The sequence below is a fragment of the uncultured Metabacillus sp. genome, from assembly GCF_947503125.1.
Lineage (GTDB): Bacteria > Bacillota > Bacilli > Bacillales > Bacillaceae > Metabacillus.
Genome location: NZ_CANNCR010000069.1, coordinates 1 through 16,799, shown reverse-complemented (window position 1 = coordinate 16,799; position 16,799 = coordinate 1). Strand labels below are relative to the sequence as shown.

The window sequence follows — 16,799 nt, the reverse complement described above, 5'->3', positions numbered from 1 at the left end:
TGATACATTTAATAAAAATTGTGTGAAAGAAAGATCTTTCTGTTCAGCATCCCTTATCAACGTTGGAAGGTTATTAGCGGTTTCCACGAGTCGAAGTGTCTTCATGATCTCTTGTAAATGCTGCATCTCACTCATTAGAATTCACCTTCCAATATTATTGTATAAGAATCTATTCTTCTTTTATGAGCCTCGGTTTCCATTATCCAGCTAGATAACTTGTTCAGTGGTTCAATCGGTTTCACATTTTCCTTATCTGTTCCATGTTTTTGTCGTTGCCGTTTTACATATGCAACGATATCGCTAAAATCTGTTGCACTAAATAATTTCCTTTTCATACACTCGTTCAAAGCTGCCGATAATATTTGTGGATCATTTTCTTTAGTTTCTCTTATTATAATTTGTAGTTGGTCTCTAATATATCGAGGATACTTTTCTCTGACCAACTGAATATAATCATAAGCCTGTTCTTTATCTTCAAACTGCTGTATAACTGTATTGATAAATGCATCGATTCCTTTTGACCGGTCCCTGCTATGATTTCTATCTTTAACTAATACTCCTTTCCCTTCGGGAACTTTATGTTTAGCTATTATCTCTCCTGTTTCTGGTATATAGATGATTAACTCTCTGTCTTCAGTCTCTTTGACACTGACTTTTTCATATTTGTTATAGGTTCCAAGTGGAAGTGAATACCGATTAGATAAATAACGAATGGTGTTGTCCTTATGGACAGACCTTGATATACTTGTTTCGTAATTGTTTTTAATATCTATATTTTTTGAGACTGGTTTTAAGTGTTGCTTTTCAAGGGTGAACACTTCGACCGGTCTCTTTTTTGTTGTATTATGGATTTTGGAGTTACCTGTTCTATTTAGCCATTCCCATCCTTGCTCATTCCAAGAATCAATATTATGGAATACACGATGTTTTGCGAAATTTTTCTTAACGAAGCCAACTACATTTTCAATCCGACCTTTACTTTCAGGGGTAAGCCCGAAATATAAAAAATAAGCGTACCTTCTGGTACGCGGCACAAATAGCCGTAAATTCTGATATTTTTGGTTCATTAAAAGACGGGTCATCTTCAAAAAGTGACGCTTGCCCATCCGGAGTATTGTATTTCGATTTTTCGGTTTTTGATCCATATAAAAGTTTGGTTAAATGGCGAACTTGGTCAGTTAACACTTCAATCTGTTTCGATAAGTTCTTGTTTTGTTGCTTCGAATGAGCCAATTGCTCTTCGAGCATTCGAATTAATTTCTCATTTTGATTTTCATTCGTAGAAGAAGGGTTAGCCACATCATTCACCACTTTTCGTTCGGATTCACTTATCTTATTATAACGAGTTCGAACAGTGGAATAAAGAAAAAATGAATGGCTTTAACGAATTTAGAAAACACCTTTCGATGATGGCTGAATTGCCTTTGGCTGCTGGATCGATAACCCTTCGAGGAGCCAGCGAAGCTCCTGTTGAGAAAGATTGCGTACTTCATTTTCATCTTTTGGCCATTGGAGTTTGCCGTTATCCAATCTTTTATAAAGCATGGCGAAGCCATCTCCGTCGAAATATAAACATTTATAGCGATCTTTACTCCATCCTGAAAATAAGAAAATGGAATCGCCATATGGATCAAGTTCGAAAGAATCTTGAATCAGTGTTGCCAGGCCATCAATTCCTTTTCTCATGTCCGTTTTACCGCAAATGATATAAATGTTTTTCACATTTGTATAATCGTGTTTCATCGATCTTTCAACTCCTTCATGATCGTTTGGATGATGTGCTCATCTACGCCGTTGAAGAAGGAAATTTCAACATTGCCGGTTTTGATCGTGCAAGTCGGATTTGAGGAAGGGGCTGTTCGATTTTTTGAAGAGGTATTTTCGTTTTCGGTATGTAATGTAACGGGGACAATGGTTAGTTTTTGTTGCGGCATATGAAAAGCACCTCCTTTAGTGATACTTGCATAGTACCAGGAGGCGCTGCGTGTTTATATGCGTTGTTTGATTGGGGGCTTACGTTTCATTTAAGAAAAGTGCGGAGAATACAAGACCAAAAAAAGGAACAAAGTTATTAAATATTGCTGTTTTCCCTGCTCCTATCTGCTGAATTGCTGCATTAAAAACTATATACCCCACACCTGTTGCCACTACCCCTGACACAATAAATAAAAAGTAAATAAATATAGTGGATGAAGTCATTTCATTGAATCCTTTAGGTTCAGTTATAAAACTAATAATCAACAAACCTATTGAACCTAATAAATACATTATTGTTGTTACTTGTTTTGAATCGAGAGTTGCTGTTGCCTTTTTTACAAAAATAAAACTAATGGCTTGGACGAACATAGCAATAAATAAAATCAATTCTCCTTGTGACAATTGCATATTACTGAATGAACCACCTTGAATAAAAAAGACACCAGTTAATGCAAGAATAAAACCTATCGTTCGCAATTTAGTTAATTGTTCACCTAAAAAAAGGACAGCGAGTATTGCTGTTGAAAGCGGAACTAATGCAAGAATTAAAGAAGCATTCGAAGCATCAATCATTGTTAAACCTACTGCTATAAGCAAGTGATGTACAATGACACCAAATAACATTCCAAGTAGTGTATAAATCCATTCTCCTTTCGATAAACGACGAAAGGATTTTCCAAGAACGATTATGATTAATGCTGTAATCCCAGCCATCATAATTCGGAATGCCGTCATGGTTTGTGGAGGTAATTCTTCCACCAGTACTTTAATTATAACCATATTAAGTCCCCAAATAGCTGTGACAAAAAATACTAAACCATAAATTAGTAATAATCGCTTTTGATCCACAAACTTCCCTCCTTTAAACCTTTTATATTTCGCAGAGTATTAACCTGCTTTTAAAATAAAGTAATTAATCACCATTCTTTTTCTGAATTTATTTCGATTACTTTCGGAATGTGCTTTGTATAGGTTAGGAAGTTATTTATGATCTCCTTTGTTTTGACCTTAATATATCCGGTTGTGGTCCCATCGCTACATCCATACCATTCTTCCAAAAGTACGTCCTCATCAAAAACAACTTGCACAAAATTTTCCTTGTCCATTAAAACACCAAATACAGTAGCAGCTCCTTTTTTTACGCGCAGAATTTGTTCCATCATCTCTGCAGGAGCAAAGGATACGCGTGAAATGTCGAGTGCATTTCTAAAATCTTTTGATTTGAATGGCCTATCAGCGGTAGTTATAAATAAATAAAGCTCTGTCTTTTTACTGTTGCAGAGGAACAGCGTTTTTACCATTTTCATATCCAATTTTTGATTGATCTCGATACAGTCCTCCATTGAAATTGCTTCATCTGTATTCACTCGTTTAAATGAAATCTGTAACTTTGTCAATGATTCGTATACCATTTCTTGTAGCGGAGACTTATAGCTATCTGGTGCTTTTTCCATAATATTACTCACAAAAAACATCTTTATATCCCTAGCCTTTCCTAACTTGAATTTTTGATAGTAATAACATATCATGTTCACATGTATTACAAAAACGAATTTTTGTCATGATACTCATGACAAAAACAGATGGAAAAGGAAACGAGTATGAATATCCAAAAATATATGGCGTTTGTAAAAGTAGTAGAATTGGGTAGCTTTACAAAAGCTGCAGAAGCATTGGACTATACACAGTCTGGGATCAGCCGTATGATTAACGATTTAGAAACGGAATGGGGGGGTTTCCCTTTTTGAAAGAGGACGTGCCGGTATCAATTTAACCTCTGATGGCTTAAAGTTACTGCCCCAATTAAAGAGAATATGTAATGAGCATGAAATCTTAATGACTCAGATCGAAGACTTACACGATATGCAGACTGGGATGATTCGCATTGGGACATTTTCTAGCGTAGCAACCCATTGGCTTCCTAACATAATTAGAATTTTTAAGAAGGATTACCCAAAGATAGATTTTGAACTTCTGCTTGGTGATTATACAGAAATTGAAAGCTGGATTCTAAATGGACGTGTTGACTTAGGATTTGTGCGGCTTCCATCAAAACCAGAATTAGATACTATCTTTGTGGAGCAAGACCGTTTGCTGGTAGTGATGCCGTTAAATCATCCTCTTGCTAATTGCGAAAAGTTTCCAATCAACGACTTACTGAATAGCCCATTTATGCTATTGGAAAAAGGAGCAAAAGCAGAAATCTCTGAAATTTTTGAGATGCATCATATTTCACCTCAAGTTAATTTTACAACATGGGATGATTATGCAATTATGTCTATGGTGGAAAACGGGCTAGGAATCAGTATATTACCAGAATTAATCCTGAAGCGTATTCCTCACAAAATAATTGCGAAAGAGCTTGAAATTCCTGCTTTTAGAGATATTGTATAGCTACGAGAGAACAAAAATCACTTTCCCTTGCGTCCAAGAAATTTTTAGAATATTTATCTTATAGGAACAGAGAGATTAGATGAAGACGAACTATATAACCTCATATCCAAAGACGACAGTGTTCCATTTATTAAAATTGAAGATGAAGTTTACTATCCGAAAATGGCTATAGATGAATGGTTTTTATCCGGGGAAGGTAAGTATAGAAAAGAAGTAACTGAATAACAGAGGTTAAATTTTTACAATTTTATTATTAGACATTAAGACAAATGAGTCAAGGGTTCATTCCCTTGGCTTTTATTATAATGTGAATTTTGTCGGAAAATACAGAAAAGAAAATATGGTTATACAGTATTCTTTATAGTACTATTGATATATTGTTAAATAGTTCTTTATAACGAATAAGGGGGAAGAAATCGTGCGTAAAAAAGGTATTGTGTCATTAGTCGCTGTAGGCTTATTAGCCTTATCATTGTCTGTAGGTACTGTTAAGGCAGAAGGAAATGATTACGAATTATCAAAGAAAGTTGTGGAAGATCATGTTGAAAAGCCACTCAGGAAAGGTATAGTTGATTCTGATGCGTTAAATAAACTAGAGAAAGAGATTGAAGGTTCTAAGTCGGTAAAAAGTTCAGGAAAAACTAGCATAATGGGTAGTAGTTCTACTAGTGAGTACATATTTGAACAAGAATATAACGATGACTTTGATTATGCGAATGCCACATCGTATGAAAAACCTACAATCGGTCAATTGCTTCCTTTGTATGATGTAGATTTTCATAAGGTTGTTGTCCCTAAGGATGGAGTTCTATTAGTAGGTGGTGCTACAAACTCGTATGCTATTGATCTACTCTTTATTGCAACAGAGTATGATTATGCTGATACTGGAAAATTAGAATATCTTGGTACAGAGTATGAGGATGATATTGAGATTCAAGTATATCAAGCAAAAGCAGGAACATACTATGTTCCAGTTTTAGATTTTGATAACGATTATTATGATGATAATACAGAACAAGATTTATATCAAATTGCAACGGCATTTGTAGACAATGTTGCACCATCGAAACCAACAGTTAATAAAGTTGATAATAATGATACAGTTGTGACAGGTAAAGCAGAAGCCAATTCCACTGTAATTGTGAAAAATGGAAATACTCAACTTGGCTCTGCGGTAGCAACATCGAAAGGTGACTTTTCGGTGAAGATTAAGGCACAAAAGAATGGCACTACTTTGACTGTTTATGCTAAAGACTCAGCAGGAAATAGTAGTTCGGGAACAACAGTAAAAGTTGCTGACGTTATACCTCCAGCTAAGCCAGTTATAAATAGAGTTGACAATAACGACAAAGCGGTAACTGGTAAAGCAGAACCTACTTCTTACATTATTGTAAAAGTTGGAAGTAAAGTAATAGGAAATGGAAAGACAACATCAAAAGGCACTTTCACTACTGCAATACCTGTTCAAAAAGCAGGCACGAAGGTGACAGTAATATCTAAAGATGGTGCAGGCAATTTGAGTCCAGGATCAACTGTAACTGTTGTTGATGTAGTTGCACCAAGTAAACCAACTATTAATAGAGTAGACAGTAACGATAAGGTTGTAAAAGGAAAAGCAGAAGCTTTCTCAATCGTAACTGTTAAAGTTGGAAGCAAGTCGATTGGCTCTGCTACTGCTTATTCAAACGGAACTTACTCCGTTAAGATTCCTGCACAGAAAACAGGAACTACACTCTCTGTAACTGCGAAGGATAAAGCAGGGAACGTTAGTCAAGCTGCAACGATCAGAGTTGTAAAACCTTAATGGGATATTAACCTCTATACCAAAAATTAAGACCGAGTAAATATTAATTTTTCTTATTCAAAGCGTATTACTCAGTATAATATTACCAATATTGTAAATGTATGATAATATTGTCCTAGATTAATAGACGATTGGAGTTGTTTTATTTGCTGCAAGAGAAAGAAAACAAAATTGCAATAGCGCTAATTATTATGGGTTGGGTAAATATCGCCTCTGGAATAAGTGCTGGTTTTATTTTTGGTTATCAATACGAAGAGTTCATTTGGAGTATATTTTTAAGTTGGAGTATAGCTGGAATTAGTTCGGGATTAGTTCTTCTTGCACTTGGGGAGATTGTTGAATCTTTAAATAACATTCGAGATTGTTTAAAAGAAAATACCTCTACACCAGAGGTTGATTCAAAAGAAATAATCAAAAATCCTGAAGGTGTTATAAGGGATAAAGACGAAATGCAACCACAAGAAAGGGATGTTGACAAGGAAGAGTGGATAATAACTGAAAATCAAAAAGAGGCAATCCTAAAATTATACAAAGAAAGCAATGATATTAACATTATTCCTTCTCCTTATAGAAATTTTTGTATAGTTGAAATAAATGGAGGCAAAATTGAAATTATTGAATTAAAACAAAATGTACCTTTTGTTCTTTCAGACTTCCATTGGGCTGATATTCAAAAAGAAATAAGACAATGGTATAAAGAATATAAACACTGATTCTTTTTGTATGATAAATTTAGCTTTTGAGAGTAGGTAGCCGATTTTCTTCCCAAGCAATTTTCCTTCCTCTTAACCTTTTATGTATACAAAAACAATAAAGTTAAATCCGAATATTTTCAAGATTTTTAGGCATGAGAACATGTTGTTAAACGTTTCTCATGCCTTTTAATGTTGACTAACAGGTTGTTATTATAAGTTTCCAATTTTCATAAAGAGGAGTATTTAAACATGAACACAGGTAAACCATTTTGATTTCATCATGTTTTTTACAATTCTACTAATTGTTTTTTCAGATCTTTCAACAAAATAAACAACAGAATCATTCTGAAGCTAATGGATATTGGCAAGGCGCGGTTTTAAGGTAAGAAGGAAAAAAATTGAGTTAGGTATTACAAAACTTGCAAAAAAAAATCTCAATACCCGCTACTCTTTGCTCACTTCTCTATATATAGTCTATGAAAAGAATTTTCATAGAAGAAAGGACAGTGATTAAAGATGGCAAAATATCGAATGGTGCGTACTGATTTTTGGAAGAATCCGATTGTTTCAGAAGAGATGACCCCCGAGGATAGGTATTTTTACCTCTATCTGCTTACAAATCCACATACGACTCAAACAGGAATCTATCGAATTACGAAAAAACAAATGGCCTTTGATTTGGGATATTCGCTTGAGAGTGTTCATTCGTTAATAGAACGATTCACCCTGCATCATAAGTTGATTCGTTACAATCCTGTAACAAGAGAACTTGCGATTAAAAACTGGGGGAAATATAACCTGCGTAAAGGTGGGAAACCAGTCATGGATTGTATTTGTTCGGAATTAAAAGAGATCAACGATACCTCGCTTATTCCATTTGTGTTGGAGTCCATTGATAAACAGGAAATTCGAAGCTTATATGAGTCTTTTTGTAAGCCTGTAAGAATGTCCTCTGACAAGGTAATGAATGATCAAAATGAAAATGATACATATCTAGACACGGATGAAGATTTTGACGATACGTCTTTGTCTCGTCATACGATACGGGCACAAAAAGAAAAAGAAGAAGAAAAAGAAAAACAAAAACAAAAACAACAACAAAAAGAAAAAGCTTTTAACCCAAATATAGAGAATAATCCAGACATCGAGGCTCCATCACAAAATCAAAAATCGAAAGACGTGAAAGAAATTATTGAGTTTTGGGATAACAATGGATTTGGTTTCTCAAACGTGAATGCGAAAGAGCAGCTATTATCTTGGTTAGATGATTCTAGCTTTTTGCAGCCTAAAGACGTGATCTTAAAAGCCATGGCAATTGCATGTGCCAATAACAAGCGAAGGCTGAACTATGTCGTTGGCATTCTTAAAAATTGGGAAAATGAATCGTTACTGACCGCCAACGAAATTGATGCTTATCAAAAGGAGCAAAACCCTGTACATAAACAATCAACCAAATCGTTTCCTGGTGGACGAGATATTCCAAGTGAATTTGAACTTGATCTAACGGCAGGTGAAGAGTGATGAGTATTGCCGAAAAAGTGTTCTTAGGAAGCTTGATGAAGGCGGAGTACCTGCTCAAGGATACCGTTATTCAACCTGAACATCTGGAAAGTACACGGCATAAAGAATTAATGCGCAGAATGGTTGAGTTAAACCGAGCGGGTAGGAATATTGATTTAATCACATTGACAACCTTACCCGACCTTGATTCATTTGGCGGCATGTCTTATCTTTCAGAGCTGTTATCGTTTGCTGATCTTGAGAGATTTGAAGGAATCGAGAGGCTCATTCTTGATCTTTGGAAGAATCGGGAAAAGAGAAACATTTTAACAGTTGCAGCCAATAATGATTGGGAGATTCCAAAGGTCATTGCCGAATTGGATAAAATTAACCAAACGAAGATGGATGATCACACGTCCTTACAACAAGCGTTAACAAATATCTTTGAGGCCCCTTGGGAAGATCAAAATATCTTGAAAAGTGCAACAACGGGTATTAAAAAGCTCGACGAAGTGACAGGCGGCTTTCAAGATGGGGAAGTGACGATTGTAGCGGCAAGACCATCGATGGGAAAAACCGACGTCATGCTTCATTTTGCTAAAATGTCGGGGTGGGCTGGGTATTTGCCGCTTGTCTTTTCCTTGGAAATGCCTGAAAAGTTGATAACAAGTCGATTAATTGCCTCAACAGGGGGCTTCAACCGTAGAAAAATGCGGGATCCGAAAAGAATGCTATCTGAGAATCAAAAGAATAAATGGTCAGATGTAATTGGTGAGCTCAATGAAACTTATATGCAAATTTTTGATGGTGCTGGACAAACGATCGCTGAGATGAGAGCAAAAACGCGAAAATTGATCAATCAATTTCCATACAAAAAACCGATCATTTTTATCGATTACTTAACACTTATCCGCTCTAGTGAATCTTACGGAGGGAATGCCCATTTACAAGTGACGGAAATATCCAAATCGATCAAAACGATGGCAAAGGATTTTAATTGTCCAGTCGTATGCTTGGCACAGCTAAATCGATCGGTGGAATCAAGAGCCAATAAACGGCCGATGATGTCAGATATTCGGGAATCGGGCAGTGTGGAACAGGACGCCGATGTCATTTTGTTCTTGTATCGTGAAGCTTATTATGACAAGGAAACTCAGGATCGTTCCCTAGAAATCATTGTTTCGAAAAATCGAAATGGTCCAGTCGGAACCATCGCAGTAAATTATAACGAGTATACAGGAAAGATTGAAGAGAAAAAGGAATAGAGTCTTGCCCTTGAATAGACTTATGAACAAAGAGGAATGGCGATAAAATTGATAATGAGGTGTTATCACGTGATTGTGAAAGATCTTTACCTGGAATGTATACGTTTAGAAGAATCCACATTAGCCCATTACATCTATCATTTACTAGAAGAGCAGAAACTTTCATTGGATGACAGTATATTCAGCATAGACCTTGATCAAGCCGATCATCAGAAAGTAGCGGAATTGATTGAAAAGAATGTATTAAGTTTTCATAAGGTAGGCATTTACTCGCTGAAGATGAACAAGAATGATTTTGTCTTTATTTTTGCTAGAAGCCAGCAACAGGCCATCCAATTCTACACTGAAACATTTTATCAAGCCCCATTGAATTGCCACGAATATTTGCTTGATTTCGAACTTGCAAGGGGAAATGAGGTGATTTCGTTTCGGGACCTAAGGAAGGAATTTGAGAGTTTTCCGGCAATAGCAGGGTATTTTAACCATACTGATATTGAAGTAGAAGCGGTTCAATTGAATGATCCATCCGCATGAACAAATTTATTTGTCAGAGGTGTAGTGTAGAAATAAAAGATATTAGGGAGAAAAACAATAAAACTTTTATGTATTGTTTTTCTCCAACAATTGAGTATTAGAAGCAATTAAGGAGATTACATGCATCACCGTTTGGGGAGCAGAATCTGATCTATTTTCGTTTAGGCTCCTGTATCGATACATCTTTGGGTCGTTTTGGATATAATGCCTTGCCTGAATCGTTAGGCCCAGTAAGGTCATTTCGTTGATCTAGAACCTTCTCAGTATACTCAATAGGATTTTGATTTGTCATGCTTACCACCCCCATTAATAGGATTGGTAAAAAGTAAGCTTCAATGACAGGTAATTTTTCCATGGTGGGTTAAACTTAATTTTCTTAGTGAAAAGGACAGAACATTTGAATTGAAAGGTAGATTAAGGAACTGTCAAGGAAGTATGCATTAGTTTTTGTTCATTTCTATGTTTGTTTAACTGTTATTTTTCATTAACTAAACTGTAAAAAAGCTATTTATATGGTGGGTAGATACTCCAAAGGAATTTTTCTTTTAATCGAAATTCCTTTATCAGAGGAAAGCCGACTTAATGTAAGACAACTGTAAAAGCATCAGTAAGTTTATAAGTTTAGTTTCAATAATCAATGAAAAAACGATCTTGATCGACGAATTCTATCTTCTTATTGTGTTAAAACGTGTTATAAATATTTTCACATGTTTCAGCTGTTGGTTCATAAAAACAGTGAAGTTTGTAACGTGCCACAAAAGGTTGATTGTACCACTGTGGAGGACAATCACCTGGGGGTCTGAAATACCATAAACTAAATTTTGCAGGCCAAAATCTTTCACCATTAATCACTCGACGTGCTAAACGTTTTTCCTTTTCCCTTGCCGCTTGATAGAAATAACCATGAGTAACGGCTTCAAATGCATGTGGTTGAAAGATCATTTCCTGGATAGTACGGATCCCTTTAAAGTCGGAACAATTTGCTCTTACTCGATTAATTCCTACATTCCCAACGAGTAACATTCCTTTTATCCCTTCACCTTCAGCTTCAGCCCTAAGTAATCTTGCCAAAAGGTTAATATCTGCACTTGTAGCCTTAACAACTGACATGACTTCACCCCCATTGTATTTTACACTTTATAATATTGTTTTTTAGTTAGACTAATTACCTTTTTTTCTGGTACTGTGGATAATTCTAATCCTTTTTTCTATAATATCTTATAAAAATTGGTTTAAATTCTGATGGATAGGTAATTATATAAATTTAAAATTCATCTAAAACATATTAAACGAACGAAGCAGGTTAGAAAAAAGCGCAAGGCGCCTTGCCTATCGGCGACAAGCATAAGGCGAACAGGAATAGAAGGTGTTCTTTACCTTCAATTCCTGTTTGACTAGACCCTAAAGGCAGTTAAAAACGCGACGTCCTTATCTCTTAACTGCACTTGCACGTCCTGTGCTTCGCCGATGGCGCCTGAGCTAGATTCAGAAACGCAAGCTCGGTTAAGAAAATAGATAAATTCTGGTATCATAAAAAAAAGAGATGTTATTTTTTACAACATCTCCTTTGCTTATCATTCCTTGTGATTTTAAGATTCTAATTCATATTTTAGATATAACAGAAAGGGACGCTTTAGTTGAAGAGCGGAGATTGTTGCCGCTGTTAAGTGACAATAAAGTTGATTAAATACAAATAAAATTGTTACATTTACAATAAAGATGTATAAAAACGCAAGCCATGTTATTCAATTAAAGGGCCATTATATTGGTGCGACACGTTCCTGACTCAAATGAGATGTGGTTAACGCAATCTCGGTAAAGGTTAGGCAATTTATGATTTAAATTGAAGGATATTATCAAGAAGTCGAATGAGGAGGTAACGCTCTGAAAGGCTTCCCCTGCGTCGAATAGCACGCTGTTTAGTAAGGAAAAGCGTGTTATAAGCTCGGCTAATAGGCGTGAGAATTTACCGTAATAGTTCGGCTGACGAAACCCTACCCGATGGGGCGGTGTAAATCATGATGCTTGGGTTGAACAAATATGGTGAGAATGCAATGAAATAGAATAATAAACTATATTGCTGGCGAACCTCCGAATGTACGGGTCTAGACTGGCAATACATAGAAATGTGTATATCACTAAATGTGAGGTTAGCTGTGGATGAGTAAGAATCAATTATATAAAAGTCCATCTTGTGTTACAGGCACATGCAATGTTAACAGGCTCATAGGAGGCACCTAAGTTTGTTCCATAATAGATAATATTCAACGTGGTAAGCTGATAACGTGGAGAGCTTACTCTCGGTGAAGCGTTGGAAGGGAAAACATTCGTGAGAATAACGATTGTATAACTTTTCTTCATAACAGTGAAAGTGGTGGCACAGTACCGTTGAAGCGTGTAATGAACGCTGAGGGATAGCCACTAGACTAATATAAGATTCATTCACCATGCAAGGCAGTTCTTCAACGATTAATAAGGTTCTTGTGAGACTAATAGAGGTTCAGCTCCAAAAGGAGCCACCGACTTGTTAAAACGAAAGAAACTGAGGCACAATGAGTATTATGATATGCAATATCATTTTGATTCTTTATACGCTCAAAGTGCTAATGGTCAAAATTTTTATGGATTACTCGATTTAATGCAATCCGATGAAAATATTCGGTTAGCTTATCGCAATATTAAACGAAACTCCGGCAGTAAAACGGCTGGATATGATGGATTAACGATTGAAGATATGAAGCGATTATCTGTATCAGAAGTTATATCAGAGATACAACGAATGTTTGAGCACTATACACCCCAAGCAGTTCGGCGGGTCTTTATTCCAAAGGCAAATGGAAAAACACGCCCTTTAGGGATTCCGACTATTTGGGATAGATTGTTCCAACAGTGTATTCTTCAAGTGCTTGAGCCGATTTGTGAAGCGAGGTTCTATAAGCACAGCTATGGTTTTAGACCTAATCGCAGTACACATCATGCGAAAGCTAGGTTTGAAACGCTCATTAATCGAGCATGCTTATATCACTGTGTAGACGTTGATATAAAGGGATTCTTTGACAATGTAGATCATGCCAAACTATTAAAACAAATGTGGTCGCTTGGGATTCGTGACAAGGCACTGCTCTCCATTATTTCTCGTCTTTTAAAGGCTGAAATTATTGGCGAAGGCTTCCCAATCAAAGGTACACCCCAGGGGGGTATTTTATCGCCCCTTTTATCTAACATTGTATTAAATGAACTAGATTGGTGGGTTAGTAATCAATGGGAAAGTTTTGAAACTCAAAAGCTATATAAATCACATATTAGTAGATATAATGCATTGAAACAATCGAATTTGAAACATTGCTATATCGTGAGATATGCAGACGATTTTAAAATCCTTTGTCGCACTCGTTCACAAGCGATTAAAATGCTTTATGCAGTAAAGGATTTCCTTCAAAAAAGGCTTAAGCTTGAAATTAGTGAAGAAAAATCGAAAGTAGTTAACCTAAAGAAAAACTCTTCAGAGTTTTTAGGTTTTCGGCTTAAAGCACATCGGAAAAGGATAAATAAAAGGACTCTTTATGTCGCTCGTTCACACATGACTAAGAAAGCCCTCAAAAATGCACAGATAAAGTTAAAACAAGCAATCAAAGCGATTCAGAAACACCAATCAGCCGAGAACGTTTGGCGCTTTAATACAGTTATAATGGGAATCCAAAATTATTACTCTGCAGCGTCACACATTACAGATGATTTAAATGAGCTGAACAATCGTCTTAATAAAGCTTTATATAATCGTTTAAAAGAAATGAGAAAAGAAGCAACGTTTCAGGACTTCACAAAATCCTTACAGAAACGATATAAGGGATATGAATGTAAGCTTTACAAAATAAAAGAAATGGTACTTGTACCAATTCATGCCCAACGCTGTAAGGTGAATCTGAACTTCTCTCAAACAATCTGTAACTATACTACCGAAGGTAGAAATAAAATTCATCAAAACTTACGAGCGATTAATAAACAAACGCTCGCTCATGTGATGAAACAATTCATACCGAGCCGTTCCATCGAATACAACGATAACCGGATTAGCCGATTTATCGCACAATACGGAAAATGTGCTGTTACAGGAATTGAATTAGGACTGAATGATTGGCATTGTCATCATAAGACACCGTACCATCTCACAAAAGATGATTCATACGGAAACTTAAAGATATTGCACAAATCTGTTCATCTTCTTATACATTTGAGAGACCAAGAGAAAATACAAGTGCTTTTGAACTCACTCAAGTTAAATGAAAAGCAACTTATAGAAGTTAATAAATTGCGTAAGCAATGTCTGAACGAAGCTATCTGATTTTACATTTCATCTTTGCATATACATAAAAATACTGAATGAGTTGGATTAGTTGGAACGCCGTATGCTGGGAAACTCGCCTGTACGGTGTTAAGTGGGGGAAAAGCTGGCGATAACCTCAAAAGCTTACCTATCACTATAACAACTCATTAAGATGATGAAAAACTTTGGGCACTACATGAAGGTATAGGCGTGCATATATAGAATAACTTAAACAAGAGATATCCTTTAATAAGAAAGGAAGATCGAAATGAAAAAAAGATTAAATAAACTATAAACCAGACACAACAAGTTATGCTTACATCATCAGAGAGCCCCTCCAATGATAAATCAACTTTTGTTTAAAATTAATTATGACATGTGGAGGGATATTTAATGAGAAGTGAACGGAGACATAAAATATTGAACGCATTAGGTAGTCTCGGATTTGAACAGCTTAATGGAATCGTTGAGAGTGACGAAACATTCTTTAAGGAGTCAATGAAGGGGAAACGGAAAATAACACATAGGGAACCGAAAGAACGAGGTGGCAAAGACCAAAAGAGAGGTATTTCTAACCTAAAAATCGCAGTGGTTGTAGCCCAAGACCGTAATGGTAATGTAGTGGCTCGAAAAGCTGGTCGTGGGCGTGTACGAGCAGAAGAAATAAATGCGGTAATTGGGGACTATATAGACACCTCTGCTTTGTTATGCACAGATACAGCTACAAATTATAAGAAGTTCGCTTTAATTAAGGGGTTAAAACACGAAGCGGTTAATGTTAGTAAAGAAGGGTATGTCAAAAAAGGCATATTCCACGTTCAACAAGTCAATAACTTTCATAAACGCTTGGAAGATTGGATGGTTAGGTTTCAAGGTGTGGCTACTAAATATCTTGATAACTACCTTTATTGGTTCCGTTGGCTTGAATTAGGGAAGAATATAGCATTTGAAAAACGAGTAGAACAAATGCTTATTTCAGCGTGCCGAAAATCGAATAAAAATACAGTTGAAGCTCTACGAAAAACTGCATAATAAAAGACCCTAAAAAGAGTCCTTATTAATATAGTAAATTCACTGTAACCAATCCTATGATGCTAATGCTGTACAACGACCACGCAATGATTTTGTTATTTTTGGATACCTCCTTGTTCTTAAATACTTTGATAAATTTGTATGACATAAATAAAAACGCAAATATAGATAATAAGAAAATTTGGCTCATTTTTTATAGACCTCCATTTAATGGCAAATTTATGATTTATTTCTATATTAACAAAAATTTCAAATACATCAATATTTAATAGCAACAAAGTTTACGAAAACAGCCTTTATAAAAGATGATAAATGGATAAACCAATTTGGCGAATTGCTTATAAAGCAAGAGCCGGATAAAGTTAATCAATCTGCCGGTATAAATATGGATTTTGATCGATCTTACGGATATTTAATGCTATTTACAGATGGAAATCGTATAGATCTTCATATCGAGACAAAAGAAAATATGTTGGATGGCTATGTTGATGATAAACTTACAGTACCATTATTAGATAAAGACAACTGTCTCCCGCAAATTCCTGCCCCTACGGATATTGACTATCGTGTGAAAAAGCCGACTGAACCGCATTTTATGGGGTGCTGCAATGAATTTTGGTGGTGTCTGCAAAATGTTGCAAAAGAGATTTGGCGAGACGAATTGCCGTATGCAAAGCAAATGTTTGAACGACACGTAAGAGATGCGCTGGATGAGATGGTTTCATGGTGGATTGGGATCAAGTATGACTTTCAAATTTCATCTGGAAAGATGGGAAAGTATTTCAAAAGGTATCTTCCTGAGCTTTACTGGGAAATGTACCAAAAGTCTTATTCAGACGGCAACTACAAGCATATGTGGGATTCAATTTTTGTTGCCTGTGATTTGTTTCGCACGTTAGCCAAGGATGTAGCACATTTTCTTTCGTACACATATCCAACTGATGATGATAGGAATATGGTGAAATATTTGCAACATGTAAGAAGATTACCCGCAAATGCAAAGGAAATTTATTAGTAAATGGAGCACCCTATAAAATTAGTAGGGTGCTTATCTATTCAATAATCGGGCGCTTATCCAAAACAAGGATATGCGCTCATTATTCATTTTAATGCTATTTAATAGAATAAGGATTATTTAATGGATTCGATATTTATGTTATTCGAAGGGAAATTAGTTAAATTTGCAGAAGTAAAAAGCTCAACTTTCGCACAAAGAAAATGAGTGTTACTCGTTGGTTGTATTGAATTTAGGTTATATCAATTATGGTAGTTGA

The 16,799-nt window shown here is 35.8% G+C and carries 14 protein-coding genes and 2 pseudogenes; 9 read left to right on the top strand and 7 right to left on the bottom strand.

Annotated features, from left to right (window positions below; translation table 11 throughout):
• Positions 1-134: 134 nt before the first annotated feature.
• From Q1B07_RS23445 to Q1B07_RS23425, 5 genes are all read right to left on the bottom strand, one after another.
• The gene (locus tag Q1B07_RS23445) at positions 135-1,067 is read right to left on the bottom strand and encodes a hypothetical protein (protein WP_299833884.1); all 933 of its coding nucleotides are present in this window, start codon (positions 1,065-1,067) and stop codon (positions 135-137) included.
• Positions 1,068-1,389: 322 nt separating this feature from the next.
• Positions 1,390-1,743 (bottom strand): IS66 family insertion sequence element accessory protein TnpB, encoded by a 354-nt coding sequence (gene tnpB / locus Q1B07_RS23440; RefSeq protein WP_299094494.1) that lies wholly within the window; start codon positions 1,741-1,743, stop codon positions 1,390-1,392.
• Positions 1,740-1,934 (bottom strand): hypothetical protein, encoded by a 195-nt coding sequence (locus Q1B07_RS23435; RefSeq protein WP_299094495.1) that lies wholly within the window; start codon positions 1,932-1,934, stop codon positions 1,740-1,742. The genes tnpB and Q1B07_RS23435 overlap by 4 nt, the downstream gene beginning before the upstream one ends.
• Positions 1,935-2,013: 79 nt before the next feature.
• A complete protein-coding gene (locus Q1B07_RS23430) occupies positions 2,014-2,826 on the bottom strand; it encodes a DMT family transporter (RefSeq protein ID WP_299094496.1) in 813 nt (270 codons plus the stop codon).
• 68 nt (positions 2,827-2,894) lie between these two features.
• Positions 2,895-3,431: a YbaK/EbsC family protein gene (locus tag Q1B07_RS23425; protein WP_299833879.1), complete on the bottom strand. Its 537-nt coding sequence runs from the start codon at positions 3,429-3,431 to the stop codon at positions 2,895-2,897.
• Positions 3,432-3,578: 147 nt separating this feature from the next.
• Here Q1B07_RS23425 and Q1B07_RS27110 point away from each other — a divergent pair.
• The 6 genes and pseudogenes from Q1B07_RS27110 (at position 3,579) to Q1B07_RS23390 (ending at position 10,169) form a co-directional block, all read left to right on the top strand.
• Positions 3,579-4,454, top strand: a pseudogene (locus tag Q1B07_RS27110) (LysR family transcriptional regulator).
• Positions 4,455-4,789: 335 nt separating this feature from the next.
• On the top strand, positions 4,790-6,175 hold the full coding sequence (locus Q1B07_RS23410; RefSeq protein WP_299094500.1) for an Ig-like domain-containing protein: 1,386 nt from the start codon (positions 4,790-4,792) through the stop codon (positions 6,173-6,175).
• 146 nt (positions 6,176-6,321) lie between these two features.
• Complete coding sequence (locus Q1B07_RS23405) at positions 6,322-6,888, top strand: hypothetical protein (RefSeq protein ID WP_299094501.1); 567 nt, start codon at positions 6,322-6,324, stop codon at positions 6,886-6,888.
• 498 nt (positions 6,889-7,386) lie between these two features.
• On the top strand, positions 7,387-8,391 hold the full coding sequence (locus Q1B07_RS23400) for a DnaD domain protein (protein ID WP_299094502.1): 1,005 nt from the start codon (positions 7,387-7,389) through the stop codon (positions 8,389-8,391).
• Positions 8,391-9,635, top strand: a complete 1,245-nt coding sequence (locus tag Q1B07_RS23395) for a DnaB-like helicase C-terminal domain-containing protein (protein WP_299094503.1) — start codon at positions 8,391-8,393, stop codon at positions 9,633-9,635. The genes Q1B07_RS23400 and Q1B07_RS23395 overlap by 1 nt, the downstream gene beginning before the upstream one ends.
• 69 nt (positions 9,636-9,704) lie before the next feature.
• On the top strand, positions 9,705-10,169 hold the full coding sequence (locus Q1B07_RS23390; RefSeq protein WP_299094504.1) for a hypothetical protein: 465 nt from the start codon (positions 9,705-9,707) through the stop codon (positions 10,167-10,169).
• Between the two features lie 151 nt (positions 10,170-10,320).
• Here Q1B07_RS23390 and Q1B07_RS23385 read toward each other — a convergent pair whose 3' ends face one another.
• Together Q1B07_RS23385 and Q1B07_RS23380 are read right to left on the bottom strand one after the other, a co-directional pair.
• Positions 10,321-10,461 carry a hypothetical protein gene (locus tag Q1B07_RS23385; RefSeq protein ID WP_299094505.1) on the bottom strand — a complete coding sequence of 47 codons (141 nt, stop codon included), beginning with the start codon at positions 10,459-10,461 and terminating at the stop codon, positions 10,321-10,323.
• Positions 10,462-10,850: 389 nt separating this feature from the next.
• Positions 10,851-11,279: a cell wall hydrolase gene (locus Q1B07_RS23380; RefSeq protein ID WP_299094506.1), complete on the bottom strand. Its 429-nt coding sequence runs from the start codon at positions 11,277-11,279 to the stop codon at positions 10,851-10,853.
• 1,456 nt (positions 11,280-12,735) lie between these two features.
• Between Q1B07_RS23380 and ltrA the strand changes: the two genes are divergently transcribed.
• The 3 genes and pseudogenes from ltrA to Q1B07_RS23365 all read left to right on the top strand — a co-directional run bounded on the left by ltrA (position 12,736) and on the right by Q1B07_RS23365 (position 16,540).
• Positions 12,736-14,511, top strand: a complete 1,776-nt coding sequence (gene ltrA / locus Q1B07_RS23375) for a group II intron reverse transcriptase/maturase (RefSeq protein ID WP_299094507.1) — start codon at positions 12,736-12,738, stop codon at positions 14,509-14,511.
• A gap of 390 nt (positions 14,512-14,901) precedes the next feature.
• Positions 14,902-15,525 (top strand): annotated as a pseudogene (locus Q1B07_RS23370) (IS1595 family transposase); the annotation flags it as partial.
• Positions 15,526-15,778: 253 nt separating this feature from the next.
• Positions 15,779-16,540: an aminoglycoside 6-adenylyltransferase gene (locus Q1B07_RS23365; protein WP_366945272.1), complete on the top strand. Its 762-nt coding sequence runs from the start codon at positions 15,779-15,781 to the stop codon at positions 16,538-16,540.
• Positions 16,541-16,799 lie beyond the last annotated feature (259 nt).

What these genes read in the sequence shown, in the direction of transcription:
- ltrA (WP_299094507.1), top strand. Translation starts at nt 12,736, where the DNA reads ATGCAATATCATTTTGATTCTTTATACGCTCAAAGTGCTAATGGTCAA.
- Q1B07_RS23425 (WP_299833879.1), bottom strand. Translation starts at nt 3,431, where the DNA reads ATGGAAAAAGCACCAGATAGCTATAAGTCTCCGCTACAAGAAATGGTA.
- tnpB (WP_299094494.1), bottom strand. Translation starts at nt 1,743, where the DNA reads ATGAAACACGATTATACAAATGTGAAAAACATTTATATCATTTGCGGT.
- Q1B07_RS23380 (WP_299094506.1), bottom strand. Translation starts at nt 11,279, where the DNA reads ATGTCAGTTGTTAAGGCTACAAGTGCAGATATTAACCTTTTGGCAAGA.
- Q1B07_RS23400 (WP_299094502.1), top strand. Translation starts at nt 7,387, where the DNA reads ATGGCAAAATATCGAATGGTGCGTACTGATTTTTGGAAGAATCCGATT.
- Q1B07_RS23435 (WP_299094495.1), bottom strand. Translation starts at nt 1,934, where the DNA reads ATGCCGCAACAAAAACTAACCATTGTCCCCGTTACATTACATACCGAA.
- Q1B07_RS23385 (WP_299094505.1), bottom strand. Translation starts at nt 10,461, where the DNA reads ATGACAAATCAAAATCCTATTGAGTATACTGAGAAGGTTCTAGATCAA.
- Q1B07_RS23445 (WP_299833884.1), bottom strand. Translation starts at nt 1,067, where the DNA reads ATGAACCAAAAATATCAGAATTTACGGCTATTTGTGCCGCGTACCAGA.
- Q1B07_RS23395 (WP_299094503.1), top strand. Translation starts at nt 8,391, where the DNA reads ATGAGTATTGCCGAAAAAGTGTTCTTAGGAAGCTTGATGAAGGCGGAG.